This is a genomic window from Amycolatopsis sp. NPDC033938 (assembly GCF_055575975.1).
Window position 1 is genome coordinate 456,765 of the sequence record NZ_JBVIRO010000003.1, and the last position, 26,865, is coordinate 483,629.

Annotated in this window: 1 protein-coding gene; it reads left to right on the plus strand. The window is 69.4% G+C overall.

Annotated features, from left to right (window positions below; all coding sequences use genetic code 11):
- Positions 1 to 25 precede the first annotated feature (25 nt).
- A complete protein-coding gene (locus tag ACZ5ZX_RS12000; RefSeq protein WP_465502001.1) occupies positions 26 to 26,833 on the plus strand; it encodes a WXG100-like domain-containing protein in 26,808 nt (8,935 codons plus the stop codon).
- Positions 26,834 to 26,865 lie beyond the last annotated feature (32 nt).

The following is a 26,865-nucleotide window of genomic DNA, read 5'->3' on the forward strand; positions in this document are numbered from 1 at the left end:
GACTTTCAGGTGAAGGGGGTGGGTGGTGTTCGAGTCTGGTGATGGGCCGGCGAAACCGCCCAAAGCCCTGCAGAATTTCCTGAAGATCATGGTGGGCATGGAGTGGCCTGAGGGCAATGTCCGGAGTATGCGGGCGATGTCGCAGGCGTGGTCGGATTTCGGCCCGGTGGCCGAGGATTTCGCCGAAAGCGTGCGGACGCGGGCGGCCGACCTGGATCGGTCGATGGACGGCGAGTACGCGCAGGCGATGGCGGAGTACCTGCGCGGGACCATCGCGAAGGCCTTGGACCAGTTGGCGGCGTATTCGAAAGATCTGTCGAAGACGACGAGGACCGCCGCGGCGAATGTCGAGAAGGCGCAGATCCTGTTGATCGCGGCCGCGGTGTTCGCGGTGGCGCAGATCGCTTTTCTGGCCGCCTCATTGATCTTCTCGTGGATGATCCCGGCGGTCAAGGCCGCGACGCAGCTGACGATGCGGATGATCATCCAACAGTTGCTGGCGAAGCTGGCGACGCTGGGATTGGAAAAGCTGTCGTGGGAGGGCCTGAAGCAGGCACTCGTGCGGATCACGCCGTTCGTTCAGCAGGCGGCGATCGATGTGGGGGTGTCCGCGGCGGTGGGTGCGGGCCTGATGACGTCGATGGACTTCTTCACCCAGCTGGGCCAGAAGAACAACGGCCAGCGGGATGAGATCGACGGCAAGGCGGTGTGGCAGGCGGCGGTGGGTGGCGCCATCGGTGGCGCGGCGTCGGGGGTCATGACGGGTGGTGCGCGGGTCTTCGTGCATGCGGCGCAGTCGGCGGCGCGGGATCTGGGGAAGAAGATCCCGCGGGGGATGGTGATCTGGGGACAGCTGGGTTATGCGGGTGGCCAGGTGGCATCGGTGTTGTGGAGTACGCCGATCATCAACGCGGCGCTGGGCAATCCCGAGGCGTTCTGGGGCGGGGCGCTGGGGGCGCTGTCCGGGTTCGGCCGCCCTCGGATGCCGGATGGCGCGGGTGGCGACGGCGGGATGAGCGTCGACGTCAAGGATATCGACGGGTTCCTGCCAGGACCGGAAAAACCCGGTGATCCCGAGCAGAACGGCTCCGGGGAGGGTGGGGTCTCGGAAAAGCCTTCGCCTGGTACGGAAGGGAAGCCCGAGCGGCCGTCTCTGAGTGTTCCGCGGTTGTCCGGGGAGACCCTGGTCGGGGACGCTCCGGTCACCGGATCGTCCGGCCGGCCGAGCACGGCCACCGAAACCGTCGAGGCTCCCGGCACCCGTACTCTCGCTGATGGACCTCCCGCGCTCGCACAGCAGCCGGTCGTCACCAGCGGTGGAAGCCCGGTCGGTCAGCTCTTCACCGCCGACCCCGGAACCGTCAACGCCCCTTCGCCCAGCGGCGCGGTGGGCGGACAGACCACATCGAACGCGACGCAGCCGACCTCCACCACGGCCGACGGCCCGGGTTCGCGAGCCGGGGCCGTGCGAGCGGACACCGGTACGGGCGATCGCCAGGTCTCGACCGGTGGAGACGGCTCCGCGGCCACGAACGTCGTCGGTCAGCAGTCCACGCCCACGGCACCTGAGCCCACTTCGAGCGCGAACGGTCAATCGGCCGGTGCGACGCGTCCGGTCACCGCCACTCCGGATTCGACGGAAACCGGGCAGGCGGCTGGGCAACCTGTCGCGAATCAGGCGCCCTTGGGTACCAACGGTTCGCCGACCCAGCCAGTGACCGGGGCGACAGGGCAGCCGGGAGCGGGCGAGAACGGGCGGGTGCCGTCGGCGGGACAGTCCGCGGCGGTTCAGCCGCCCGGGAGTACTGCTGGTGGGCCCGCTCAGTCGAGTGCTGGTGCACCGATGTCGGGTGAGAACGGACGCGCGGCGGCTTCCGGGCAGCCTGCGCCGGTTCAGCCGCCCGGGAGTACCGCTGGTGGACCGAGTCAGTCGGGTGCTGGCTCTTCCACCGCGGGTGAGAGCGGGCGGGTGCCGTCGGTGGGGCAGTCCGCGCCGGTTCAGCCGCCCGCGTCCACCGCGGGTGGTCCCGTTCAGTCGGGTAGCGGTACACCGGTCCAATCTGGCACGGGGCCGCAGAATGTCGCGGCGGGGCAACCTGCGACGAGCCAGGCGCCCGCGAGTACCGCTGGTGGGCCGGCTCAGTCGGGTGCTGGCTCTTCCACGACGGGTGAGAACGGGCGGGTGCCGTCGGCGGGACAGTCCGCGCCGGTTCAGCCGCCCGCGTCCACTGCCGGTGGTCCCGTTCAGTCGGGTACCGGTACACCGGCCGCGGCGGGGCAGCCCGCGACGAACCAGCCGCCCGCGACCACGGCCGGCGGTCCGGCACAACCGACCGCGCCGAAGGCGGCCGAGTCCGGCCTCGCCGAAGGGCAACCCCAGCCGACTCGACCGGCCGAGGGCGCGGACAGGCCGACCACACCCCAAGCCGACGGCCCGGCGCAGCCGAGCGCACCGAAGGACGACGGCCCGGCGCAGCCGAGTACGCCGAAAGCCGAAGAAAACCGACCGGCCGAGGAAAACCTCCAGCCGGACCGCCCGGCTCCCGGCAAACCCGACGACGGCGTGCGTTCCGACGCCACGCCGCCCGTGGTGGCCGAAGCCAACCGGCCGTCACCCGCCTCCGGTCAGCCGGTGGCGAACCAGACGGGTCGTTCGGAGACCACCGCTGTCCAGCCGACCACTAACGACGCCGCACGACCGGCGTCCGGGCAGGGGGCTCGTCAGGACGCGTCCGTGGTGGACCGGCCCCAGGGGCGTGATGCCGACGGTCGCGGCGGGTCGTCGACGCAACAGTTCTTGCGTGGCGACACACCGGCCGTCGGGAGCCAGCCGGTCCGGACGGAAGTCGCGCCGGTGGCGCAGCCGTCGAAGGGAAGCGGTGATGGGCCGCAGCCCACGCGGACGGAAGCCGCGCCCGCGGCTCAGCCGCCGAAGGGTGACGGGCCGCAGCCTCCGAGGTCTTCCGGCGAAAGTGCCCGGCCCGGTGGGGAGTCGGTCGCGGCGCAACGTGGTCTACGGGCCCCGGGCGAACTGCCGTCCGTCGTGGGAACACCGGAGAACCGGCAGGGTGGCAGGGCCGGTGAGGAAAGGCAACGCGCGGATTCGGGGGTCGGGCTCGGGGAGGTACAAGGGGCGCTGCTGGCGGCACAACTGGCATCGACCCGGCCGGACCAGGTGACGAAGTCCACTCAGGACGGACCTGCGGACGCGCCGGTGACGCAGTTCGTGACCGTCGCGGACTGGAGCTCGGTACGGGAGTCGGTTCCCCCGACGAGGCATCGGGGTGAGCGCCGGGATCTCTCGACCGCGTCGGACGAGGAGTCCGGCATCGCACAGCTCCGGTTCGACGTGCGGCGGGGTGAGGTGGCGCCGGGCCAGTGGGTGCGCGAGTTGTCGGTGCCGGTGGAACTGGTGTCCAAGCCGGGTGGCGTGGACGCGAGCGCGCGCGGGGCCTTCGCCCGCGACATCCAGCGGGTCCTGGACGAGCGCGTCAATGGCAGGCACCGGTTCCCCGACGGCGATCAGCTGCACGTGAGGATCGACGCGAAAACGGTGGAGGCGTCACCGCGTCCGGGCTGGGAGCGGGACGGTTCCCGGTCGCTGCCGGTCGAGGTGGGCACGACCGCGGAGCGCGGGCAGCTGTCGTGGCGAGTCGGGGACACCGACGCGGCGGCGGGAAAACTGTTGCGGTTCATCGGCGCGGAGGGGGAGACGCCGGCGCCGGGGCGGCTCGGCGGCGCCGCCGACGGCCGGAGCACACGCCTGGACGCGACGGATCTCAAGGGGATCGACAACGCGATCCGGGACACCGCGGTCGAGACACGGGAGGCGCCCCCGCGAACGGATCCGAAGCAACCGGAGGTGGTCGCGGGTCCGTCAGGGACGTTGACGTGGCCGAGCCGGTTGTCGGCGTTGGGGACGTCCTGGTTGCGCGGCGAGGACGGCTGGTACCGGGCGGAAGGCCCGGGGGTGGTGCAGGGCGCCGAGGGGCCGATGGTGGTGCCGCGGGACGCGCGAGCCGTGTTCGACTCGGGTGGCGAGGCTCGGTATGTGGAGCTGGGAGAGGGACTGAGTGTCGAGCGAGGGCTGGACGGCGGGTGGTCGCCGCCGCGGTCGGCCGCGGGAGAGGTGCGGGCGCAGAAGATGACCGAGGCCGAGGTGCGTGAGGTCGGCTCGGTGACCCTCGCCGACGGGTCGAAGGCGACGTTGCCGCCGGAGAGTGAGCGGGTGGTCGATCACCACGGTGCCGAAAAAGTGGTGGCGTACCGGCAGCTGAAGGACGGCGACGGGAACTGGTTGTCCGAGCCGAGGGTGTTCGTGCCGGACGGCGACGGTGGGTGGGTGCAGCACGCGACGGACGCGGTGGCCTACGAGGGGTGGCTGGCGAGCGCGAACAAGGCGTCGGACGCGGCCAGGACGTTGTGGGACATCGCGGCGCGGTCGGGCCCGGAGGTTCCGCGGCACCGCCGGTTGACCGAATTGTCGGAGCCGGAGCTGAAGGAGCTGTACGGCAGGGGGCCGGAGGCGGACGCCTTCGCCGCGGTGTTCGAGTTGATCCGGCGCTCCAAGGGGATCGCGTTGCGCTGGACCCAGGTCTCGGCCGTGCACGCCTTCGGCGAGGGCAAGGTCGTGAACATGGCCGCGGGGGAAGGCAAGTCGTGGTTGTTCTTCGCGCACGCGGCGGTGAACGCGATGCGGGAAGGGGTGGACGGGGTGCAGGTGACCACGACCCGGGGGATCCTGGCGGATCGCGAGATGCCGGTGTATCTGGGGCTCCTGGAGAAGCTGGGCGTGGATGTGCACCGGCTGAACCAGGACGACCCGCCGCCCGGACCGCGGGAGGGCCGTCCGACGGTGTATCTGGGCACCGCTGAAGATGTCGGGTTCACCTATCTGCGGCATGACACGTTGCCGGGACAGCAGGCGAAGGAAGATCCGATGCTCCTGACGGTGAGCATCGACGAGATCGACGAGGCGCTCGTGTATTCGAACGCGCAATACATCCTGAGTGACGGGGTCCAGGGAGCGGCGTCGCCGGACGTGCTCGATCAGGTGCGGGCGGCGCACGACCTGGTGCGGGACGGGATGGCGAGCGGCTGGCTGACCGAGGCCGATTTCGGGCGCGGGGAAGGACAGACGGGTGGCCAGGCCCGGCTGACCGAAACCGGTTTGGAACGGGTCGAGCTGCTGCTGGGACGGACCTTGTCGGACGAGGAAACGACCCGGGTGAACATGGCCGCCGCGGCCCGTTGGGAATACAAGGAAAACGTCCACTTCGTCCAGCACGACGGCAAGATCTACATCATCGATCAGACGACGCACAACGTCATGTTCGATCCGGCGACCAGTTCGGAGAGCCGGTGGAACGGCGGGCTGGCCCAGGCCGTCGAGTTCGCGCTCGGCTTGGAGGTCCGGAGTGATTCCGCCGGGAACAAGATGGTGGCGGCCCACGAGTTGCTGGCGAAGAAGGAGTACGGCCAGAAGACCGGGGCGTCGGGAACGGCGAACGGGCACGGGGAGAAGTTCGCGGAGCAGGGGATGTCGTCGGTGGTGCAGGACATCCCGCGGTATTACGAGTCGCGGCTGAAGATCTCCGATGACGTGGTGGCCGCGGACGAGACCGCGAAACTGCGGCAGCTGGCGCAGGACGTGCTCGCGATGCAGGCACCCGGCGGCACTCGCCAGCCGCAGCTGATCCTGGCGACCCGGAACGACCAAGTAGCGATGGTCTCGAACATGCTGGGCGAACTCGGTGTCGCGCATGAGGCGATCGACGCGAAATGGCAACTCGAAAAGGGTGTCGACTTCGATGACGAGTTCAAGCGGGTCATCGACGCCGCCGGCGCGCGGGGCAAGGTCCTGGTGATCAACATGCAGGGCGCGCGGGGCGTGGACATCACCACCACGAAGGAGGCGAAGGACGCCGGAGACCTGGTGGTGCGGATCACCGCGCATTCGGAGATCTCGCGCGACATCGACGTGCAGGCCCAGAACCGTGCCGGTCGTTCCGGCGGTGGCGGTGAAGTGGTGTATTACTCCTCGCCGAAGGACGAGCTTTTCCAGCTGTCGCAGAACCCGGACGTGCAGCTGGCGATCATCAAGTACACCGACGCGATCGCCGATGGCGATACCCGTGCCATCGCCGCCGCTCAGCAAGGCTTGCGCGATCTGGTCGAGGGACTCCAGGCCGACTCCGGGCATCCCACCGTCGATCGGACCGACGCGCAGGCCAACGCGCCGCCCACCGGTGCGGAAAACGCGCTCACCGAACCCCGCGCGGAACCCGGAAACCGGCCTCCGGACGAACGGCCTGCCGCACCCGAACGCCACGACTCGATGCTGGACGACAGTGACACCCCTGCCGCGCCCGCCGATTCGATCGTCGGCGGCCGGACGGAACCGGAATGGCCATCGATCCCGTCGGATCGCGAGGGCGCGTTGGCGTGGGTGCACGGCGAGGGCGGGCTGCCCCGGCAGGACTTCGGTAAACGGCCCGCACAGGACTTCCGGCGTTACGTCGAGCAGGCGACGAGAATCGTATCGCGGTACCACCGCGTGCCCGTCTGGATCGAGCATCCCGGCCCGTCGCAAGCGGACGCGGTCAGGCTGAACAACGCGGTGAAGGACATCGTCGCGGGATATCTGGCCAACGGTCTCTCCGAAGCGGGTGCGCACGAACTGAGCCGGGAACTCGCGAAGAAGCTGGATACTGCACGGAGTTCGCCACACGACTCGGCCGCTTTGCCTGGTGGCGCGCGAACCGACGATGCCGGTGCTGAAGAGGGAGAGCCCTCCGGTAGCGACGCGATGGACCTCGCGGATGTCTTCGTGCCCGACTGGGCACAGGCCTGGTTCGACAGCCTCCCGACGGACCAGGAACTTCCGGAAACGGAGCTCGGTGAGCCGGTCGTCGCCCAGGTGGTGGACGCGGCTACCGCAGCCGGGTATCCGGCCTTGCCGGAAGCAGACGGCGAGTTACGGCGTGGAGTGGCGTATCAAGCCGTGGAGGAGGACGGCTGGCGCGCCGCGGTGCCGTTGTCCGAAGACAGCATGAACGCGCTGGAGGAGCTGAAGAACCGGTTCGCGGCCGAGGTCAAGGAGGCGGTCGAACAGGGCCGGGAGATGCCGGATGTGCGGCTGCACTCCTACCAGCGGGCGGAACGCCGGACGGAAAAAGACGATGCCGAATTGCGGTGGCTGGAGAGCGAGTTGCGCGCGGCGGCCGAAGGCGCCAGTCCGGGCTTCGACCAACGGAAGCTCACCTTCGACCGCGAAGCGCACCGACCGCCCAAGGGCAAGCAACTCGGGATCACACTTCATGGTTCGCCGAAGCGGACCGAACAGAGCTATCGGACGGCGCGTGAACTGAACCTGTCCCTCGTCAGTGTGGGGCAAAAGCACGTGTTGTCCGCCGCTGAGGTTCGCCGCCTGCGGTTGCTGGTGGAGGGCATGGCCCAACGGCTGGACGACGACGCCGATCCCCACGGGCAGGTGCGTCTCGATGTGCACCTGGTGACCACTGCCGGGCCGGCCGAACGACGGATTTCGGGCGTGACGGCCGAGATACACGCGGCGGTAGGGGCGGCGCGGCCGCAGTACTCGGCCGAACAGGTCGAGGAGTTCATCTCCCGGCATGTCGCGTTGGGTGTCACCCGGACGGAGAACCACCGGCATGTCGGGCTTTTCGTCACTCTCGCCGAAACCGCGCGAGTACCGGAACACTCCGTGCCCGCGGAGGAGCAAGTCGAAGACACGCCGCTGACTTCCCTGCCGAGGGAACTGAGTGTTCGAGTCATGCACCGCACCGACGTCGAAATCGACAGATGGGAAGGAGCGCTGGAGGCCGGAGAGCTCTTCACGATCGTCGAAGACGCTCGCACGAAGCTGACTGGATTCATTGACAAACTCCTGACCGAGGTCCAAGAGCGTGCCCACAAAGGACTGCAACTCAACGATATCCGTTTGCACGTCTGGAAACCGCTCAACAAGGTCACTCCCGGAGCTCGCCTGTCCGAACATGACGAGCTCGAAGAGCTGGTGGTGCGGGAGGCGCTGGCCCGAGGCCTGGTTCCCGGTGAGCTGCGCTTCACCTACGTGGTCCACAAAGCCAAGACGAAAGCGTCGCGCGCGGTGGGAATCACCTCGCACCGGACACCGGAGCAGGGGAAGGACCATTATCTCGCGGCGACTTCCTTGACGGAGTTCTTCCTGCCGCGAGTCGCCGTTCTGCCGGAAGCCGGCCGGGAGCGGATCACGTGGCTGGCGACGGGATTCATCGTCCGGCACGAGGCCCTGCCAGGTGGGAACGAGACTCTCTCCGTCGCGGTGACGCAGACCTCCGAAATCGGTGCCGACCTTCGGGTGAAAGAGGTACGGGAACTCCTCTTCACCGCTTTCTCGGGGCAATTACCCGGGCCCGAAGGCGCGCGACGGGCGCGCGCGATCTTGAACGAGTCCGTCCGCGTCACCTCCTACATCCGGGCTGGAGCACAGCCCGCCGTTCTGGTGGACGTGGTCGAGCACGGTGCGGTTTCGCAGTCCCGGCGGGAAGAATGGCAGGAGCAGACGCGGTCGACGCGGATGGCTTCGCGTGCGGCCCGAGAAGAGGAGACCGAGGTCGTCCGGAGTGCGCCTGCTCGTGCGGGTGGGGTGACCCCGGACGTCGAGGCCTCGTGGCGTGCCGAGCTGGAGGTGAACGGCCCGCCGCGGTGGTCGCCGGTCGCTGAGGCTTCGCTGGCCGGCCTGGTGGACCGGATCGCACGGAACACCGAGGTGCTGGAGCGGGAGACGCGGGAGCCGTTGGACATAGTGTTCCGGCTGGCCGATACCGCCGAGCGGCGGGCACGGTCCGGGCTCGCGCTGCTCGACTCGCTGGACGGCCGGTTGCGGGCGGCACTGCGGGACCGGGGGGTGGACGCGGACGCGCCGCGGTTCGGGTCCGACCGGCTGGACAGAGACCTGCTCGACGGCGAGTCGCCCAGTGTCGAAGTGCTGGTGCGCCCATCGCCGAATCGGCCTGTGCGGTACTACCGGGCCGCGAGGGTGCAGACGCTGCCTTTCTTGCCGGACAGCGTGGCGTTCTCGCAGGCTTCGTGGCGTCGGATGGGATGGCAGCTGGAGGGATTCGTCCAGCGGGTTCGGGACAGCGGCGCCGGGACGGCGGGATCTCGCCTGGTCATCACTCTGCTTTCCGCGCCCGGTGACCCGGTTTCCGTGCGGGAGGCCATGGTCACGGCGCAGGTGACCGCCGCGGTCTGGGCGGCGATGCCGCGGGCCTCGGAGGAGCAGGTCACCAGGTTCATCGAAGCCAACATCGAGTCTCGCCGCGACAGCTCGGCCGAGGGACCGGCGCTGGTGATGACCATCGAAGGCCCGGTACATGAGCTGGACCGGGGTCCGGACGTGCGCGAGATGTCGCTGCCGTGGGGCGCGCAGACGACCGATGTGCCCGGCCCTGTCAGCCTTCCTGAGCCGCCCGGGACTTCGGGGTCGTCGGTCCCGTTGCCGGTCGTCACCGGACCTTCGTTGCGAACGCTGCTCACCACGACCGACGTCGGGGAGAACGCCGAGGTGGTGGACGAGTGGTCCGCGGTGCTGTCGTCAAATGATCCGCCGCGATTGTCCGAGGCGAGCCGGGAATCCCTGCTGAGCCTGGCGGACCGCCTCGTCGGCGAGTTCGAGCTGGTGCCGGGGCGGGAGCCGTGGGACGTCAGGCTTCATTTCGCCGACCGCCCGAGAAGGCTCAGGTCGTACGGCGACGCCGTGTTCACGATGCTGGACAGTGAGTTGCGCGCCGCCCTGCAGGCCCGGGGTATCTCCGAGGAGCTGTTGCGGTTCGACTTCGACCATGTCGAACACCACGCACGCACGTCGGCCGACGCCGGCGTCAGGATCACCGTGCACGAGTCGCCGAACCTGACTGTGCAGGACTACTGGGGCGTGCCGAAACTGGACCTCTCCTTCCTGCCCCGGAAGGACGCGCTTCCGCACGCCGAGCGACGGCGGCTGCGGTGGATGGTGGCGAGCCTGATCCAGTGGGTCGGCAAGAGCAACGATCCCGGTCGGCTGGTGCTCGATCTGCGCAGTGCGGCGACGATGATGGAAAGCCGGGCGGACTGGGTCACGGCCGAGGTGAACGCGGCGGTGCGGGCGGCGTTGCCGGAGGCGTCCCCGGCGGAGATTGAGTCCTTCATCCAGGAACACATCGAGCTCCGCAAGGAGGCGATGCGGAGGAATCCGGTGCTGTTCCTGGATTTGACGGGGCTTGGTTGGACCCGGATGCCCGCGACCAGGGAGGAACCGGCCGGCGAGGTGATTCCGTTGCCCGTCGTCACGGAAGGCCCCCGGTCGGCGAAGGCGACCCGGATCAGCGGCCCTCGGCCGGTGGCCGGCTGGCGAGCCGAGCTTTCGGTGACCGATACGCGGTGGTGGTCTCCCGACGACGAGGCTTCGCTGACGCAGTTGCTGAAGGATATCGGCCGGAACAGCGCGCGGTTGGAGCGGTTCGCCCGTGAACCGCTGAACATCAGGATCCGGCTGTTCGACACACCGGAGCGGCGCGCGGCTGCCGGGCCGGCCTTGTTCGAATTGCTGGATGGCCGGGTGCGGGCGGCGCTGCGGGAGGAGGGTATCGACGCGGACGCGCAGCGGTTCTCCTTCGACCGCATGGAAGGCAACGTGCGGGAAGGTGCCGCGCCCAGGGTAGAGATCACGGTGCACCGGGCGTTGTATCTGCCGGTGGAAAGCTATCGGGCCGCGAGGGGTCTCCAGATGGTCTTCCTTCCGGGCCAAGGAGCCTTGCCGCAGCAATCGCGTCGTTGGCTGTGGTGGATGGTGCAGGGCTTGGCCGAACGGGTGCGGGGCAACGACGATCCAGGGCAGCGGGTCCGGCTGGTGCTCGATCTCCGCACCGGGGCGCCGTCGGCCAATGCCCGACGGGACCTGATCGTGGCCGAAGTGAACACCGCGGTCCGGGCGGCGTTGCACCAGGCGTCGGATGAGCAGATCAGGCGGTTCATCGAAGGCCATATCGCGTTCCGGCAGGATGGGGTGCCGGTGGAATGGAGTCCGTGGCTCTTCTTGGACATCGAAGGTCCGGAGCACTATCTGGACCGGCTGCCCACTCCACGCCAATTCTTGACGTCGTGGTCCGACGCGGTGAAAACGCGAGCCAAAGAACCGATCGGATCGCCCAACGCTCCGGAAGCGCCGCCGCCGGAGCCGGCCGGGCACTCGGACGATGTCTTCTGGGAAGGTGAGCACGCGGAGTGGTCGTGGACCGACGATCGCTTTGACGCCGATTTCTTCACGGCGATGGGTTTCGACCCCGGGCAATGGTCCACCTTCATCGAGCAGCCTCCCGGTGAGACGGTGGAGACAAGGCAGGGTCTCCCGTCGCTCCCACCGGATCGTGACGGTGTGCTGGCGTGGCTGCGCGACGACGGCGGGCTGGGCAGGAACGTCTTCGGGAAAAAGCCCGCGCGAGAATTCGAGCGTCATATCGAGCAGGCCACGAGAATCGTGTCGCGGTATCACCATGTCCCGGTGTGGGAGGGGAGCCCGGCTCCGCACCAGGCGGAGGCCGTCGAGCTGAACGGCTTGGTGAAAGACGTCATCGCGGGATACCTGGCCAACGGCTTGTCCGAAGTGGACGCCGGGAAGCTGTCCCGGGAACTCGCGGCGAAACTGGGCACTTCACGCACTTCTCCGCAGTCACCGGGTGTCTTGCCCGGCGGGGCGGGCCGGGACACCGTCGCGCGGGTCGGGGAAAGTTCCCGAAGCGGGCAATCATCGTCCTCTGTGGACGCTGGGCTGCCCGATCTGGTTCCCGCCGCCATCGAGCTGGACGACCTGGCGCCGCGCCTCACGGGAGACCCCTTGGTGCCGGAGACCCGGCCGCGGACCCCACAGGGCACCGAAACCGTCGCCCTGCCCGGAGTCGCCCGAGCGACCCCGTCGTACTTCCGCCGGGCCAAGGCAGCGGGCATCACCACCCAGCTGAGCCGGACCGAGGAAGTGGACCAGGTCGTCGCGTCGGCCCGCTCGTTCGCCCCGAAGCCCCCCACCGCGAGCGAGGTCGCCGATCTCGAGCACGCGTTCGGCAACGACGTGGGCTCCTTCTTCGGTGAGGGCCGCGTGTTCACCCTGGGCGGCAGGCCCATCCGGATCAGGGTCGACGAACTCCACTGGCCAAGGCAGAAGACGGCGGACCGTACCGGGACGACCAAACCGGTCACCCGCGCGGGAGCCGGGAGCACGGGTGTGCGTACCGGTACGAAGACGAACCCGAAGACCACCTGGATCTTCTTCACACCGATGGTGCCCGGCCTGTTCGCCACCGGGGTCCTCTCGGTGCCGACCGGTGTTTCCACCGTCCGCGCGCACGGCCACGACTTGAGCGGCTCCAAGCAGATCAGTGTCTCGCTGCCGGAGCGGCCGGGGAACGGCGCGAGCGGATACCAGGGAACACGTTCGGTCAGGGTGCCGATGACGGTGATCGTCGAGCCGGAGAACCCGCGGAGCGACGACCGGAAGCTGAAGATCGAGCACCCGGGCGACAGCCCGTTGCACAAGCCGGTCGCGGCGGAGTTCGGCGTGCCGGAAGGGCTGCGTGAAGAGGGCCGTCCGCGGCCGTTGCCGGACGCCTTGCCGCCATCGGCCACCGAAGCGGTCACGATGAAACAGGGAATGCCGCGAAAGATCTTCGACCAGGTGGTCGCCCGGCTTGGCAAGCTGGACAAGGACTCGCGCGAGGTACTACGGGACTTCCTCGGCACGGGCGCCATCTCCGCGAACCTCGCGGAGATGGCGGTGACCCCGCAGGCCGACCCGGAGTCGGGCTGGACCACTTCGCATTCGCTGGTCCGCGGTGGCAACCCGCTCAAACGGCTCGTCTCCTCGCGGTCGCGAAAGGTACAGATGCGTGCCGTCGCCCGCCAGGTCGCGTACCTGGAGACGATCGAGGACGCCGAGTTCCGCGAGCACGAGACCGAAACCAGCACGAAGACCGCGTCGAGCACGGCAGGCCGCGACGTCACCGGGGCGCTCGCCGGCGGACCGGGCTTCGACTACGGCATGGTCAGCGCGGGAGCCGGTCCCGCCGTCGGGGGCGGGTACGGCAAGAGCCGGACCACCACGCACGGCCAGGAGTCCGGCCGGTCGGTGACCCGCTCCTACCAGGACAGCGTGGTCCGCTACCGCACGGTGTACGACCTGCAGGTACGGGTGCCCGGGCGGGCGCCGCTCACGTTCGTCGGAGCGGTTGAGGGAATTCACTGGGCACAGCTCGACGACGCTCGCCAGGCAGGTCTTCTGCCCGGCGAGAGCGCCGGCAGGCCCGGCACGGTCGGAGCGCCACTGCGGCTGGACGAGGCCAGTGCCCGCCTGAAGTCGATCCTGCGTGATTCGGCGAAGACGATCCCGGGGAACAAGCGCTGGGCGTGGCGGGACACGGGGCTCGTGGCATCCTTCGGCGACCGGAAGCTCAAGAAGGGCTTGACCGGGAAGCTGGAGCGCCAGCTCGGACGCTGGGAAGCCATCGATGCGGCGGTGTCGGCGGACAACCTCGCCCGGCGGCTGCCGAATCTGCTGTCCGACCAGCCGCAGTTCCTCGAACTGGCGCCCGAGCCGGGCCGGGGGCACGACTACCACACGGGATTCCGGATCGACGCCCGGTTGCTGACGCCGCTGGGAGAGCCACTGGGGCCGGTCAAGGGCGACGCGGGCACCACCGTGCTGAGTGACGCCGAGCGCGGCGGGGACACCGCCGATCGCGGCTGGAGCGCCGCGGGCGGCGTCCGCGCCCGGATCTACGGAGCGCTGGCGGGCAACACGGTCATGATGACCGGCACCCACAAGGTGTCCTTCGACCGGACCAGGTCCACCGGACTGACGCGTGCCACCGAAACGACCGCCGGCGGGACCGTCGGACCGCGACTGGACGAGTCCGGCGCGGTCGTTCCGGAGCCCAAATACCGCTACGCGGCGAAGGTGGAACTGAAGGTCTCGGGCTCGTACTGGTCCCGGTACAACGATCTCGCCCAGGGCCTCACCGTCGGGAAGCCGGGCAAGCACGTTCCCGAGGACCATCACCTGCCCATCGTCGACTCGCGGGCCGCCGCGGACGGACGCGTTCCGCGCACGGTCGTCGCCGACGTGGTGCTCGAGCTGACGGAGTCGGAGAAGAACGCACTGCGGACGGTGTCGGCGACCGGGGGAACCAGGTTGCCGTCGAAGCCGCTGAACCAGGCCGACTATCTCCGGACCGGGACTTCCCGCGTCCTCGACGGCGTCCAGGTGCTTTCCGTGAGCGGGCTCGACCAGGTACGCAAACGCGTCAGGAGGACGCTCAAGCGCGCGTCCGGCGACCCGATCTGGAAATACCGGGACGGCGAGAACTCCGCGCTGATCGACCAGGCGATCTCGGTCGAGGCCCTGCGTTCGGATCTGCGGGCGTTCAACCGTCCGACCCGGATCGACGGCTTGCGGTGGAAGCGGCGGAAGGCGGCCCGCACGGCGGCCGTGGGGGTGTCCTATCGCCTTCGTGACCCGGAAGTGCTCGACACCTTCTGGCAGCAGCCGAAACAGGGCGTGGGGACTTCGACCTCGACCTCGTCGGAGAACGGCCGCGCCTGGGGGATCGCGAACGAGTTCGAACCCGCGGTCTTCGGCGTCAGTGACGGCGTGGCGCATCCGCCCGGAACGGTCATGCGCGGAGTGGCGCCGGTCCTCGCGGAACTGAACCTGTGGCGCTCCAGTATCGGCAAGCGGTCGAGCCGCAAGACGTCGGTTTCGACGACGAGCTCGCAGGTCCTGGAGCCGCGCCGGGTCCACGTGGTCGAAGCCACCCTGGAGACGACGGTTTCGGTGGAGACGGCCAGGCGTGGTCTTCTCGACCGATGGCATTTCCGCCGGACCCGGCCCGTGAAGACGGCCGCGCACCGGTCCGAGCTGCCGCGTGCCGCGCGGGTCCTGTTGACCGACGAACAACTGCACGAGGTGCGGATCCAGCAAGCGGCCGAAGACACGCGCCGGGGCCGCACGCCTTCCGTGCCGACGGCGCCGAGGCCCGCCGACCACGTCGGCGAGGTCCCCGAAGGTCACCGTCTGGGTGGCTCGAACTGGGCCGACGGGGTCAGCGAACCGGTCGATCTCAGCGATCAGCTCTACCAAGCCGACCAGGCGGATGGCGCCGGCAGCACGGCCGGGCTCTACGCACGGCTGGAGGCCGCCCTCACCAAGGAGAAGGCAGAGCAACTGCTGAACAGCGCGGCCTCGGACACCGGTCACGACAACCACCGCGCGATCGTGCGGTTCCTGTCCGATTTCCAGGCTTCGATGGTCGATCTGGCCAACGGTGGCGCCAGGGCCGGACTGCGGTTGGAGAACAAGCTCAGCGGCGAGATCTACGATCTCGTCGTCGAAGCCCGGCCGAAGAGCAAGCCGAAGCCTGTCGGTGTGGTGCACGGCGAGCTCACGAAGGCTTCGGTGGCCTCCGTGTGGGCGGCGACGACCCGGACCGCGAAGCGGAGCTTCGTCGAGCTGATGACCATCCCGGCCGCGGCCATGATGTTCCAGTCCGAATCGGACGCGCAGGAGGCGCAGCGCGACCCCGGTAAGCACGGCGCGCCCGCCACCACGCTCGGCTACGGCGTCGGGCACGTCCTCGACTGGCTGAACCAGTTCAGGAGCCGCACCGAAAGCCATACCGCGGAGTCGACGCACTCCGAGTCGGTCAGCGGCACCTTGGCCGAGCGCAGCGTCGAGCTGGACTTCGACATCCGCTTCGAACGGCACGGCGAGCGCGTCGCCGAGATCTCCGCGAGGCGCACGGTAGTCACCCGGTCGGCGGTGGAAGACCAGGGGACCGGCGACGACCTTCCGCACGAGGGCACGGTGACCCGACGTCCGGAAACCGAAGCCACTGAGGACAGCCTCGACAAGTGGCGGCAAGCTTCCGGCGCGGCGACACTCCCGGCCGACCCGGCGGATTTCCGGATCACCCATTTCGAGGGCCGGGTCGAGGCTCTGCGGGAGGCCGCCCAAGCCGTCCTCGAGGCCGCGTCCGGGAAGAAACTGGATTCGCGGACACTGGCCCTGGTCCGCGAGCAGCTCACGCCCAGCCGGCTCAACGCCTTGGCACGGTCGCATCCCGGTGCCGGCACCGAGACCGAGCTGACCCTCCCTTCGGAACTGGGCGCGAAACTCACGTTGCACGCCATGGTCGACGGCCCCGGCAGTCTCGAGAGCGCGAGCGGGCGGATCACGCTGAACGGGCACACGGACGCCACGCGGGCGAAGGAGGTCAGCGGCGGCAGCGAAACCGCGCAGGCCGTCGCGACCCTGCCGGTCGTCGGCGCGGGCGTGCCCCAGGCCCCCGGGCACACCACCTACGAAGAAGGGCGGCAGGTCTTCGGGAGTATGCAGGCCCTGTTCTTCGGGTTCGAGACCCACGGCGCCGTCGGTGACGGCCACGAGCACGAGGGTGCGCACGGCTCGGGCGGGAAGGCACTGCCGAAGCCCGGCACACCCGCCGCGGCCGATCCGATCACCAGCACCTGGTCCTATCCGACCCGGTTCCGGCTGGTCGCCGAACCCGTCTCGACCGGTCCGCTCGCCCGGCGCACCACACAGGTGGCCGACGTCGACTACGCCAAGGGCTACCACGTCCGCCGTAAGGACCAGAACCACCGGCTGCCCTTTCCGCTCAAGAACAGCGTGCTCGAACTGGCCCGGCGCGACCGCGAATGGACCGCGGCCAGGGGGAAGGCCAGGGCGGTGGCCGCCAGGAATCCCGGCGGTACCGTCGCCGAGACCACTTTCGAACGTCGCGCCGCGGCGAAGTTCTGGAAGGCGAAACGCGACTACGACAACGCACTCGCCGCGGCACAGGCGGATCCGGCGCTCCACGGCGGGCGCCGCGTCGTCCGGATGGAGATCCCGGCGGGTACCGGGACGGTGCCGGTCGAACACTGGAAGCCCCTTTCCCAGCTCACCCGTGACCTTCTCGCCGCATACGACGAGGACCGCACCCCGCGCGTGCGCTATCGCGTGATCGGCGACCCCGCGGCGGCCCTGCTGGACTTCACCGGCGTGGTCATGCCCAAACTGGACTCCTTCGCCAACCTCGAACAGTTGTCGACGCCCGTGGGGCAGCGGCTCGGGCGGAACGAACTCGGCCTGGCGACCGAACCCGAGGTCTCGCACGGCACCGGGAACACGATCATCGAGATCTGGGTCGACGAGAACGCCGACCGGGTCCCGATCGTCGACGAGGCCGCCGACACCGAGCTTCCCCCGGTGTGGGAAGAGGACGAGCCGGACTCCGATGCCGGTGACACCGCACCGCCCGCGAGGCAACCGTCCGAAGTGGACGCTCTGTACGGCACACCGGAGGAAGCCGACAGCCGAGACGCGACAACGGCCGGAAACGCGTCCACGAGCAAGACGGGCTCGTCGTTCCGGGAGGCCCTCCCGGAGTACGCCCGCGACGGCAGGGCTCTGGGGCTGGTCGTGGTGAGCGAGGTGAAGGACCGCGACAAGGTCGGCGAACGCATCAACGAGATGCTGGCCCCGTTCGGCACCGCGGCTCCGGAAGGCGTCAAGGCCATCGTCGGGAAGCTGAACCGCGCGAGGTTCGAAACCTTCCTCGGATCGGCGCCGGGCCGTCCGGCCGGGACCGACGGTCCGCGAGCGCCGGGCGGACGGAGCTTCCCGGTCCGGGCAGGCGAGAAGTGGTTCGAGGCGCACGTCGTCGCGGTGATGGATCTCGACGGCGCGACGCCCGGTGAGGGCAAGCGTGAGCCCGCCAGGGCCGTCCGTGAGGTACGCGACCAGCAGATCATCGGGCACACGCGGTCGAGTGCGGACAATTCGTCCTACCGGCTGGGGCTTTCCACGATCTCCTTGATGAGCGCAGGCTGGCCGCTCATCGGCGGTGGCGGCGCGGGACTGGCCCGCCCGGTCGGGATCCGCACCTCCGACACGTCCACGAGCGCGCAGACCGTCTGGCGACCCCACGCCGGGGCGCGGAGCGCGAAGGTGCCCGTGAAGTACTACATCACCCTGACCGGCGAAGACGGCCGGGCCATCGAAGGTACCAGCGCCGGCGAGGTCACCCTGCTGCTTTCGGACTCGGTCGCCACCATCACCGAACCGGACGGCGTTTCGGCGGGAAAGCCATACCGTGGCTGGGAAAAGAGGATCGGCTACCTCGCCGTCGACGCCGTGGACTTCGACGAGCGGGCACTGTTCGACAAGATCCAGCGGGAAGTCCATCCCTCGGTGACCAAGCTGGGGGCGCCCGGCCGGGCCGCCTTGCGGGAATTCGTGTCCGCCGCGAACATCCGCGCGCTGTCGAGGAAGCTGTGGCCGGGTGAGCCCGCGCCTTCCGCGGACCTGGTGAGTCGCCATGGCGCCTACCGTGAAGCCGCCCGGATGACCTTCCGCCCGCACGACGTCGAATTCGTCGGTGTGGTGCCCGCCGAGGGCGAGTCCCGCACGGAGAACACCGTGACGGCCGAGGAATCGATCGCGTACACCTCGAAGTCCGGGCCGGATCTCCTCGGCGGTATCGGCGGCGGTGCGGGAGTGCCCGGGGTCGCGGCCGGGTACGGCGGGGTGAGCGGGACCATCGCGGCGACCATCTCGGACACGGCCGTCGGGGGACGGTCGGCCACCACGGGGACCAGCATGTACGTCCAGGGCGACGTCGGCAGCTATCGAGTGACGGGTGAGGTCGCCGTGCAGACCTTGCACGGTGACTGGGTGACGGAGCCGGCGACGAAGTACGTCCGGTTGGACCTGCACGAGGCCGCGGCCGAGAACCTGCCGGTCCCGCCGGGATACGAGAAGCGTTTCATCGACGTGGGGCCGCGCTTCGAACCTCCGTATCTGGCGGCCGCCGCGGCGGGCGGGCATATTCGCGCCGGGGTCACGCCGGTCGCCGCGGGTGTCCTTCCCCGGATCGAAAACGCGTTGCGGCGCGCTCCCGGCCTGCAGGAGCTGCTGCCGAAATGGAGCAGTGCCGAGCCGAAGACGTCCCGCGGCTCCGGCGACAAGGTCGAGGAACGCCTTGCGAACCAACGGAAGCTGGCGTCGGTGTTCTCGGCGAGCGCCCTGATGAACCGGCTGGACAGTCTCCTCGGCCCCGGTGTGTCGACCCAGCTCAAACACCGCGGCTTCTTCCACGACGAGTTCATCAGCGTGCGGGTCAAGGCCACCCTCGGCGCGGGCCGCCATTTCGGGCAGGTGGACGGGCGAACGGTGGCCGGGATCCAGACCACGGGGACGACCGCCGCCGGCGGTGCGAGCGCGGACCGCGGCTGGAGCGGCGGGCCGGAGGCACGCGGACGGGTCGGCTTCACCGGCGCGCTGGACATCGGGGCGATCACCAATGTCGCGGTGACCCCGGTCAGGTTCGCGGCAGGCCGGTCACGGAAGAACACGGGTTCGGCGGGCGGCGCCGTGACCGTCGAACAGGTCGGCGCCGACAAGTCCCATGTCTTCGGCCACGACATCACGTTCGACGTCGAGATCGTCAGCCACCGGCGTCCTCGCCGCTGGGTACGGCGGTTGACCCCAGGATCGCCCTTCCGGTCGACCCCGAAAGTGCGCACGCTCGCGGGCTCGCGGCCCGGCGCCGTGGTCCCGCTCACCCCGCTGACGGGCAAGACCGAGTTGTGGGTCAGCGATTCCGCGGTCCACGAGACCGATCCCTCGAAGTTCGCTCCGGGAGTCACGACGGTCACCCACCTCGATCCCGAGCGGACGCCCAACATCGACGAACTGTCCGCGACGACCAGCCGGGTGCCGGAATTCCTGTACGTCGAGGCCTTCGCCAACGCCGGAGAGCTGGGGGACCTGGCCGTCGACCTGTCCAACCGGGTCACGAACGGCGACGAGGTACTGGTACTCCCGGGCAGCAAAGGACACCAGCTCGTGCACCAGTGGTTCGCTCCCGAGACGCTTCGCGCGCTGCTCGAATCCTCGTCGATACCGGCTTTCCGTCGCAATGGCCTCAGTTACGGGCGTCGCGCCACGAAACGCACCGGAGCCGTCGGCATGCGGCTGGAGCTGAGTGACCCGGTGGTGGTCAAGGTGTCCGACGTCGGCCGCGACAAGGTGACTCGCAGCGGCGCGACCAAGGCGGCGTCGGAATTCTCCCGCGTGAAAGCGTTGGGGCCCAGCGCGAACATGAACTTCTTCGCGCCCGACGCGACGTCGACGTCTTCGGCAGGCGGACGGATCGCGCTGGGCGGCTCGGCCAAGTTCTGGGGCCGGAAACGGGGCCGGTCGAGCGAGCAGACCGTCGTGGTCGACCACAAGGAACGGGCGTCGGCGAACAGTCGCACCGTGCTGGTCCGTTACGACGTCAACGCACGCATGGTCCTCGAATCCAGGCAGAAACGGATCATCGACGGCGAGGTTTCCACTGCCGGGGCCGACAAGTTCATGCCGGGCTCGCTTTTCGTCCGGATGAGCGAGCGGCAGGCAAGGGCGCAGGGGCTGCTTCCCGCGGCCGAACCGCGGGAGACGGTGCCCAAACTCGGCGCTCCGGAACTGGCGTTCGGCTCCTCGGGTTCTCTCGGCAGCTACGTCGCCGAGGAGCTGCCGGATCTCTCCCGGCTGCTGCCCGCGCTGCGTGCCGGTCTCAAGGACGAGCACCGTGACCTCATCCCGAAGTCCGTGCTGGACGACGCGATGGGCAACGCCCAACGGCTGGGTGATCTGGTCGAGGGCGCGAACGCGGCATCGCTGCTCGACAACGCGCTCGACGGCGGGTTGCCCTTGCGCATTCACAAACCGGGAGTGCTCTGGTCGGACGACTACAACGTCGTGTTGAAGGCCAGCGCGGAGACCGTCGAGTTCGACGGCTACGAGAACGACGGCAGCGAGATCGAGCAAGCGATCACGAACGCGGCCATGAGCAAGTCCGTCGAAGAACGTTCGAAGTCCAGGGGTGGCTGGCTCCGGCCCGGCTGGCGGTCGTTGTTCTCCACCGGTGATCCCGGCAGTGGAGGCGCGATGGGCGGCTCGGCGGGCGTGGGCGGCACACGCGAGCGCACCGACCGCCGGGTCACCGGCTCCGGACTGACCTCCATCCGCGCGACCACCGCGTCCGGGCCCGGTGCCCGGTACCGCGTCCGGCTGCGATGGGAACTGAAGATCGAGCGCCAAGGCCGCGAGATCGGATCGAGCGCGCTGACGGACCACATCACGATCCGGGCGAGCGCCGACGACCAGAAGCTCGGCGGAGGTGGCGGCACGGCACACGAGAGCTCGGTGATCCCGCTCGGACGGCACACCGAAGACAGCGTGAAGGAATGGCAGAGCGGCGGCCGCAAGCTCCCGGCGGACGTACTCGTGGAGGGTTTCCGGGGCGCTGCGGACATCCGCCAGGGGGTGGTCCGGGCGATCAAGGGCGCCGGGGCGAAGGCCGGGCTGACCAACAGCGAAACCGGCGCGATGAACACGCTCGCGCTGTCGGTGACCAACACGGCCATCCGGGCCAATCTCGCGAAGACCTCCGGGGCTTCGTTGCCCTTGCCGGAGCTGTACACCATGTCGCTCGCCGGTGGCCAGGCGGCGAACGCCAAGATCTACTCCAGGCTCACCGGGGCGCAGGTCGTCGGCTTGAGCGACCACGTCCGCTTCGACCAATCCGCGAAGATCCTCGAAAGCTTCACCTCCGACACGGGCCGTTCCGGCGCCGCGGGCGGCCAGCTCGTCGGCGGCGACGGAGGCATCACCGACCGGGCCGACAACCTGCACATCCCCGGTGGAGCCGACACCCAGGCGACCACGGCGATCGGTCAGCTTTCCGGCGCCACCTCGGGTGTGCGTTCGGTGACCCTGCAGGACACGGGCCGGAGCGGACTGACCAGGTTCGACACCGAGCACCTGATCGTGGCCGAAGTCGACGGGGTCACCAGCGCCGTCGTCGTCCGGCTTCCCGCCTCGGCCCTGCCTCGGGTGATCAACGCCGACCTGGCCAAGGTCCTGGGCGTTCCGCTTCCGGCGAAGGCGGCGCAAGCCCAGGACGGCGTCTCACGGGCCGCCGCGCTGTGGCGGGCGAAAGAGTCGATCCTCCACCGGAAACAGGGTGTCGCCGACCAGAAGTGGTTCGATCACCAGGCCGTCGAGCAACGGCTTCGCGAGATCGCCGGCGTGCCGGGCGAGGTCGGGGTCGATCCGCGGATCGCCGCACAGCGCGCCCGGATCGCCGCGAATGTCGCCGTGCTCCAGTCGGCCGGAACCGGTACCCATGACGAAGCAAGGGAACGAAGCAAGCGGCTGACCGCGGAACTGGCCGAAGAAGAGGCGAATCTCGACGCCGCCGCCGAGGAGCTGGCCCGGACGCGGGCGGAACTGACCGCCGCCGCCCGCGCGGCCGACGTGGCCAGGACCGCCTGGCTGCGAGCCAAGGCAGAACTGGAAGCCGAGCTGGCGGAGCTCAACGCGACTTTGCGAGGGCCGGAGCCTGCCGGGAAAGACAGCGCCGGACCGGTGAAGGGCGAGGCCGCTCTCACCGGAAACGACACCAAGGCCGATCTCGGCCCGCTGCCGACGGAGTCCGCCGATGGCCGCCCGCGGCTCTCGTCGCCGGACTGGGTACTGCGGAAATCGGACTGGGCGCGAGGATTGCTGGCGACCGCGCGGGTGCCCGAGGAGGTGCTCGCCGGACTGGCGGCGGAAGCGCGACAGACGTTGTCGGCGCATTTCGCGAACGCGGCGGGCGTCGCGGAACGGCGGGAAGTCCTGCACACCATCCTGACCGCCGAACGCCTGCACTACCACCTCGGCGGCGAAAGCCCCGCCTCCGCCGCAGGCCTGCTGCAGGTGCTGGCGCAGGAGCTGGCCGACGCGGTGGAGACACCCGAGGCGACTTCGCCGAACGCGGTGACGACGGCGGAAGTCGGCGTGCTCGTCGGTGACAAGACCTCGAAGCTGGCGGGTGCGGCGAGGTGGTTGCCGAAGGAAGAGGGCGTGCACGGGGTGGTGCTGCTCGATCACGGTCTGCGTGACGTGGACCTGATCGAGCAGGCGATCCGGGCTTCGGGATGGCGAGAGAGCGACGCGATCCGGCTGTACGCCTGTGAGACCGGCGACCTGGAGCGGTTGGCCGCCGACCTGCGGGACAGGTTCGGTGTTCCGGTGGGGCATCCGGTCGATCTGCTGTGGCTGGGTGTGCCCGGGGCCGGGACCGGGGTCCGGGTCGGCCAGCTCGGCCACACCGAGGACGGGCGGCCGATCTGGCCCGACGCCGAAGGTGGTGGCTGGGTTTGGCAGGTTCCGCCCTCCGCGGGAAACCGTGAGGGCCGGATCGAGGGGAGCTACCGGCTGCCCGTCCCGCTCAGCGCACCGTCCGGCCTCGGTCTCGACGCACCACGGCATCTGGGGCCCGTGGTGTTCCCGATACCGGCGGATGTCCTCATCTGGCGGCCCGACGAGGACGAGACGAAGCCGCAGACGTTGCGGGAGTACTTGGTCCAAAGAGGACTTCCGGACGGCTTCTTCTTGAAATCGGATACGCGCCGGACCTCGAACAAGGCCGCCAGGACCTGGATCCGTGCCTGGGCAGCGGGACTTCACGGGGCGGACGACGTCTTGGGGGATCCTTACACTCAGAGTGAGGTCGTCCGCATGTCCGGGGGACTGATCCTCCGTGAGGAACTCGGCCTGCTGTGGAAGGACCTCGCGCAGGGTAAGACGCTGGAGGAACTGGAGCTGGCGGCGCCCGCGGCGACGGAACCGGAGGCGGCGGGGCCGTCAGCTGCCGGAGCCAAGACCTCGGGCAGGGTGACCGACGTCCCGGTGCCGGAGGAAGTGGTTCACTGGCGGCCGGGCCCGACCGGGCCGAAGACCTTGCGGGCCTATCTGGAAACACGCACGCTGCCCAAGGGAATCTCGGTTCCCACCTCGTCCGGCAGGTTGAACCAAGCCACCACGAAATGGGTGCGGGCGTGGGTGGAGGGGCTGGCCGCCGAGGACGATCCCGACACCGGACGGCCTTACAAACCCGCCAGGGTGTTCGCCCTCACCGGTGGCCTGAGCAGTCTCCACACGGTGCGCGAGTGGCTCAAGGCGGCAAGACCGGCCGTCGAGGAAGAGGAGCAGGCCCCGCGGCGAACCACCGGAGGCCGGTCGCGGGCCACGGGCGCCCGGGCTCTCCCAGAGGGCGCCGAAGTCGTCTACGAGCCACCGGTCCTCGAGTGGACCGGGCACCTGGCCGCACGCGCCGAGATCGGATTCGTGACCGCACGGGACATCGACGAGCTGGTTCCGGTGGTGGACCGGCTGGTGCGGGACATCCTGCGGCGGCGCGGGCAGGGATCGCAGGCGCCCGATCTCCGCTTGCGCCTTCATGTCGATCACAAGGACACGCATCGTCCGATTCAGCGGCAGCGGCTGGAAGTCGTCGGCGAGCTGGTGCGGAAGATGATCGACGCCCGGATCGACGCCTTGGCCGCGGCGGGCGAGGAGGTCCCGGTCGTCCCGGCGGAACTTCGGGTGAAGCTGGATCTGGGCACCCAACGTCTGGCCACCGGGAAACGAACACGGTTCGAGCTGGTGCGGCATGCCGATCACGAACTGAAACCGGACGACTATCGCGAAAAGGCTCAGCTGTCGGTCGCGTTCGCCCAGAAGGCGGTCAGTCTGCCCGCGGCGCACTCCGATCAGGTCCGTTGGGTCCTCCAGGGCGAAATGATCCGAGCGCTGCTGTCCGGAGAAGACGGGATGAGCCCGGTCACCTTCGTCCTGGATCCCGCCTTCCATGGTTCGCCGGAGTTGCGAGAGCAGCGCGAGGGCCATCTGAAGGACGCGGTCAAGGCCGCGGTGACGAGGGTTTCGTCGGCGTACCAGAAGATCGGTGGTTCCGAAATCGACGTCGACGCCTTCGTCGGCGAGGTGAGGTTCGAAGACTCGGGTCGCGCCGCGAAGACGCTCGGCCCGGACCTGGTGGAGATGGTCCTCGAGAACCCGTCCGTCGAACCGCCCGACTCGCACACCCTCGATTCCGAAATGGCGCCCTCGACGACGGATCTCAAGGCCGCCCTGCTGACGGCCCTCGTGGCGGGCGAAGAGTCCTCGCCGGGGACACCGGGCGATGCGGTGTCGTTCACGGCCTTGAAAGCGATCGGTGCTCCTCGGACGGAATGGTCGGCGCCACTGACGCGCGACACCTCGTTCACTCTTTCGCCGGATGACCTGGCGGCGTTGCGTGCCGCGGTGAGGGCCTTGGCTCCCGAAGTGCTCCGGCGTCAGCAGGCCGGAGTGCAGGCCCCCGACCTCCGGATCGTCCTGTCCATCAGTCCGCGAACCGAAGGCACTCCCGCGCACACGACGCGGCTTCGCGATGCCGCCGCGCTCGTACACGAAGAATTGCGGGCGGTGGGGGTGGACGACACCGATATCGAAGAGTCCTTGAAGCTGAGGATCAGCCTGGGAACGCGCACGAGCGACCAGAAGATGCGGCTCGAACTGCTGCGGTACGACGAAGAAGGAAAGTCTCCGCTGGAGTACCGGCGCATGACCTCACTCGATGTCGCTTTCCCTCCGCGGAAGCCCGGCCTGACCGCGGCGCAGGGCAATCGGGTGAGGTGGCTGGCACAGGGGGAGGCACTGCGGGCCCTGAAGGCGGGCGAACCCCGGATGCGGCCGTTCACCTTCACCGTTGGCTCGGCCAGAAGCGAGTCCGATGACCTGGCGGTGCAGCGCAAGGAGTACATCCAGGAACTCGTCCGCGAGGGTGCGAGGACGGTCGCGCTGGCGCTGGAGGCCCAGCGGCGGATCGGGCCGGTCGACGTCGCACAGTTCGCCGCCGAGGTGCGCTGGGAGCGCTCGGATCACCTGGCCCGGCCGGGCGCACATGTGATGGCGGGTGTCCGGGTGGGGGAGTCTCGAGGCGGCCGCGGGGCCGGCCCGCCCGGAATTCCCGCCGGCTCGGCGAGAGAGGCGGAACAGGCACGGGAACGGCAGCGGAGGGCGTCTCGTCTCGATCCGGAGGAAACGGACGAAAGCGGGTTGGTCTCGGGGATCGCCGACGTCCGGGTCAGTGCGGGGCAGGACGTCCAGCCGATGGCATCGCTGCCGGGGGAGGACACCGCTGACTTCTTCCAGGACCTCATGGCCCCGGGGCCGGAGCTGATCCTGGAAGGCTTCGATCTCGACACGATGATGGAAACCATGCCGGACTGGCTTTCCACGGTGCCGTGGGCCTCGACCTTCTGGGAGATGCCGGAATGGGCGGACCCGTTCGGCGGCACGTCGATCGCGGACGTGGGGGTGCTCATCGGGGATGGTGATTCGAAGGCGGCGGGTGCCGCGAGGTGGTTGCCGAGGGAAGTGGACGTGTTCGGGGTGGTGTTGCTGGAGCACGGGTCGCGTGATGTGGATGCGATCGAGCAGGCGATCCGGACGTCGGGCTGGCAGCCGGGCGAGGCGATCCGGTTGTACGCCTGCGAAACCGGTGATCTGGAAGCACTGGCCGTCCAGCTATGGGAGCGGCTGGGAACACCGGTGGGGCATCCGGTCGATCTGCTGTGGCTGGGTGTGCCCGGGGCCGGTCCCGCGGTGCGGGTCGGTCAGTTCGGTCACGACGAAGACGGCAGGCCGATCTTCCCCGACGACGACGGTGACGGCTGGATCTGGCAGGTTCCGCCCTCGCCGCAAAATCCCGACGGCCGCGTCGAAGGAAGCTACCGGCTTCCCGTGCCCCTCACGGCTCCGGCCGCCCTCGGCCTCGACGACCCACTGCACCTGGACCCGGATCTCGGGCGGGACGGCGCGCCGTCGGTGACTCACGATGGCCGGCGGTGGAGATTTCGTTGAGGCCGGTCTGCTCGACTGTCTCCTGGACCCGT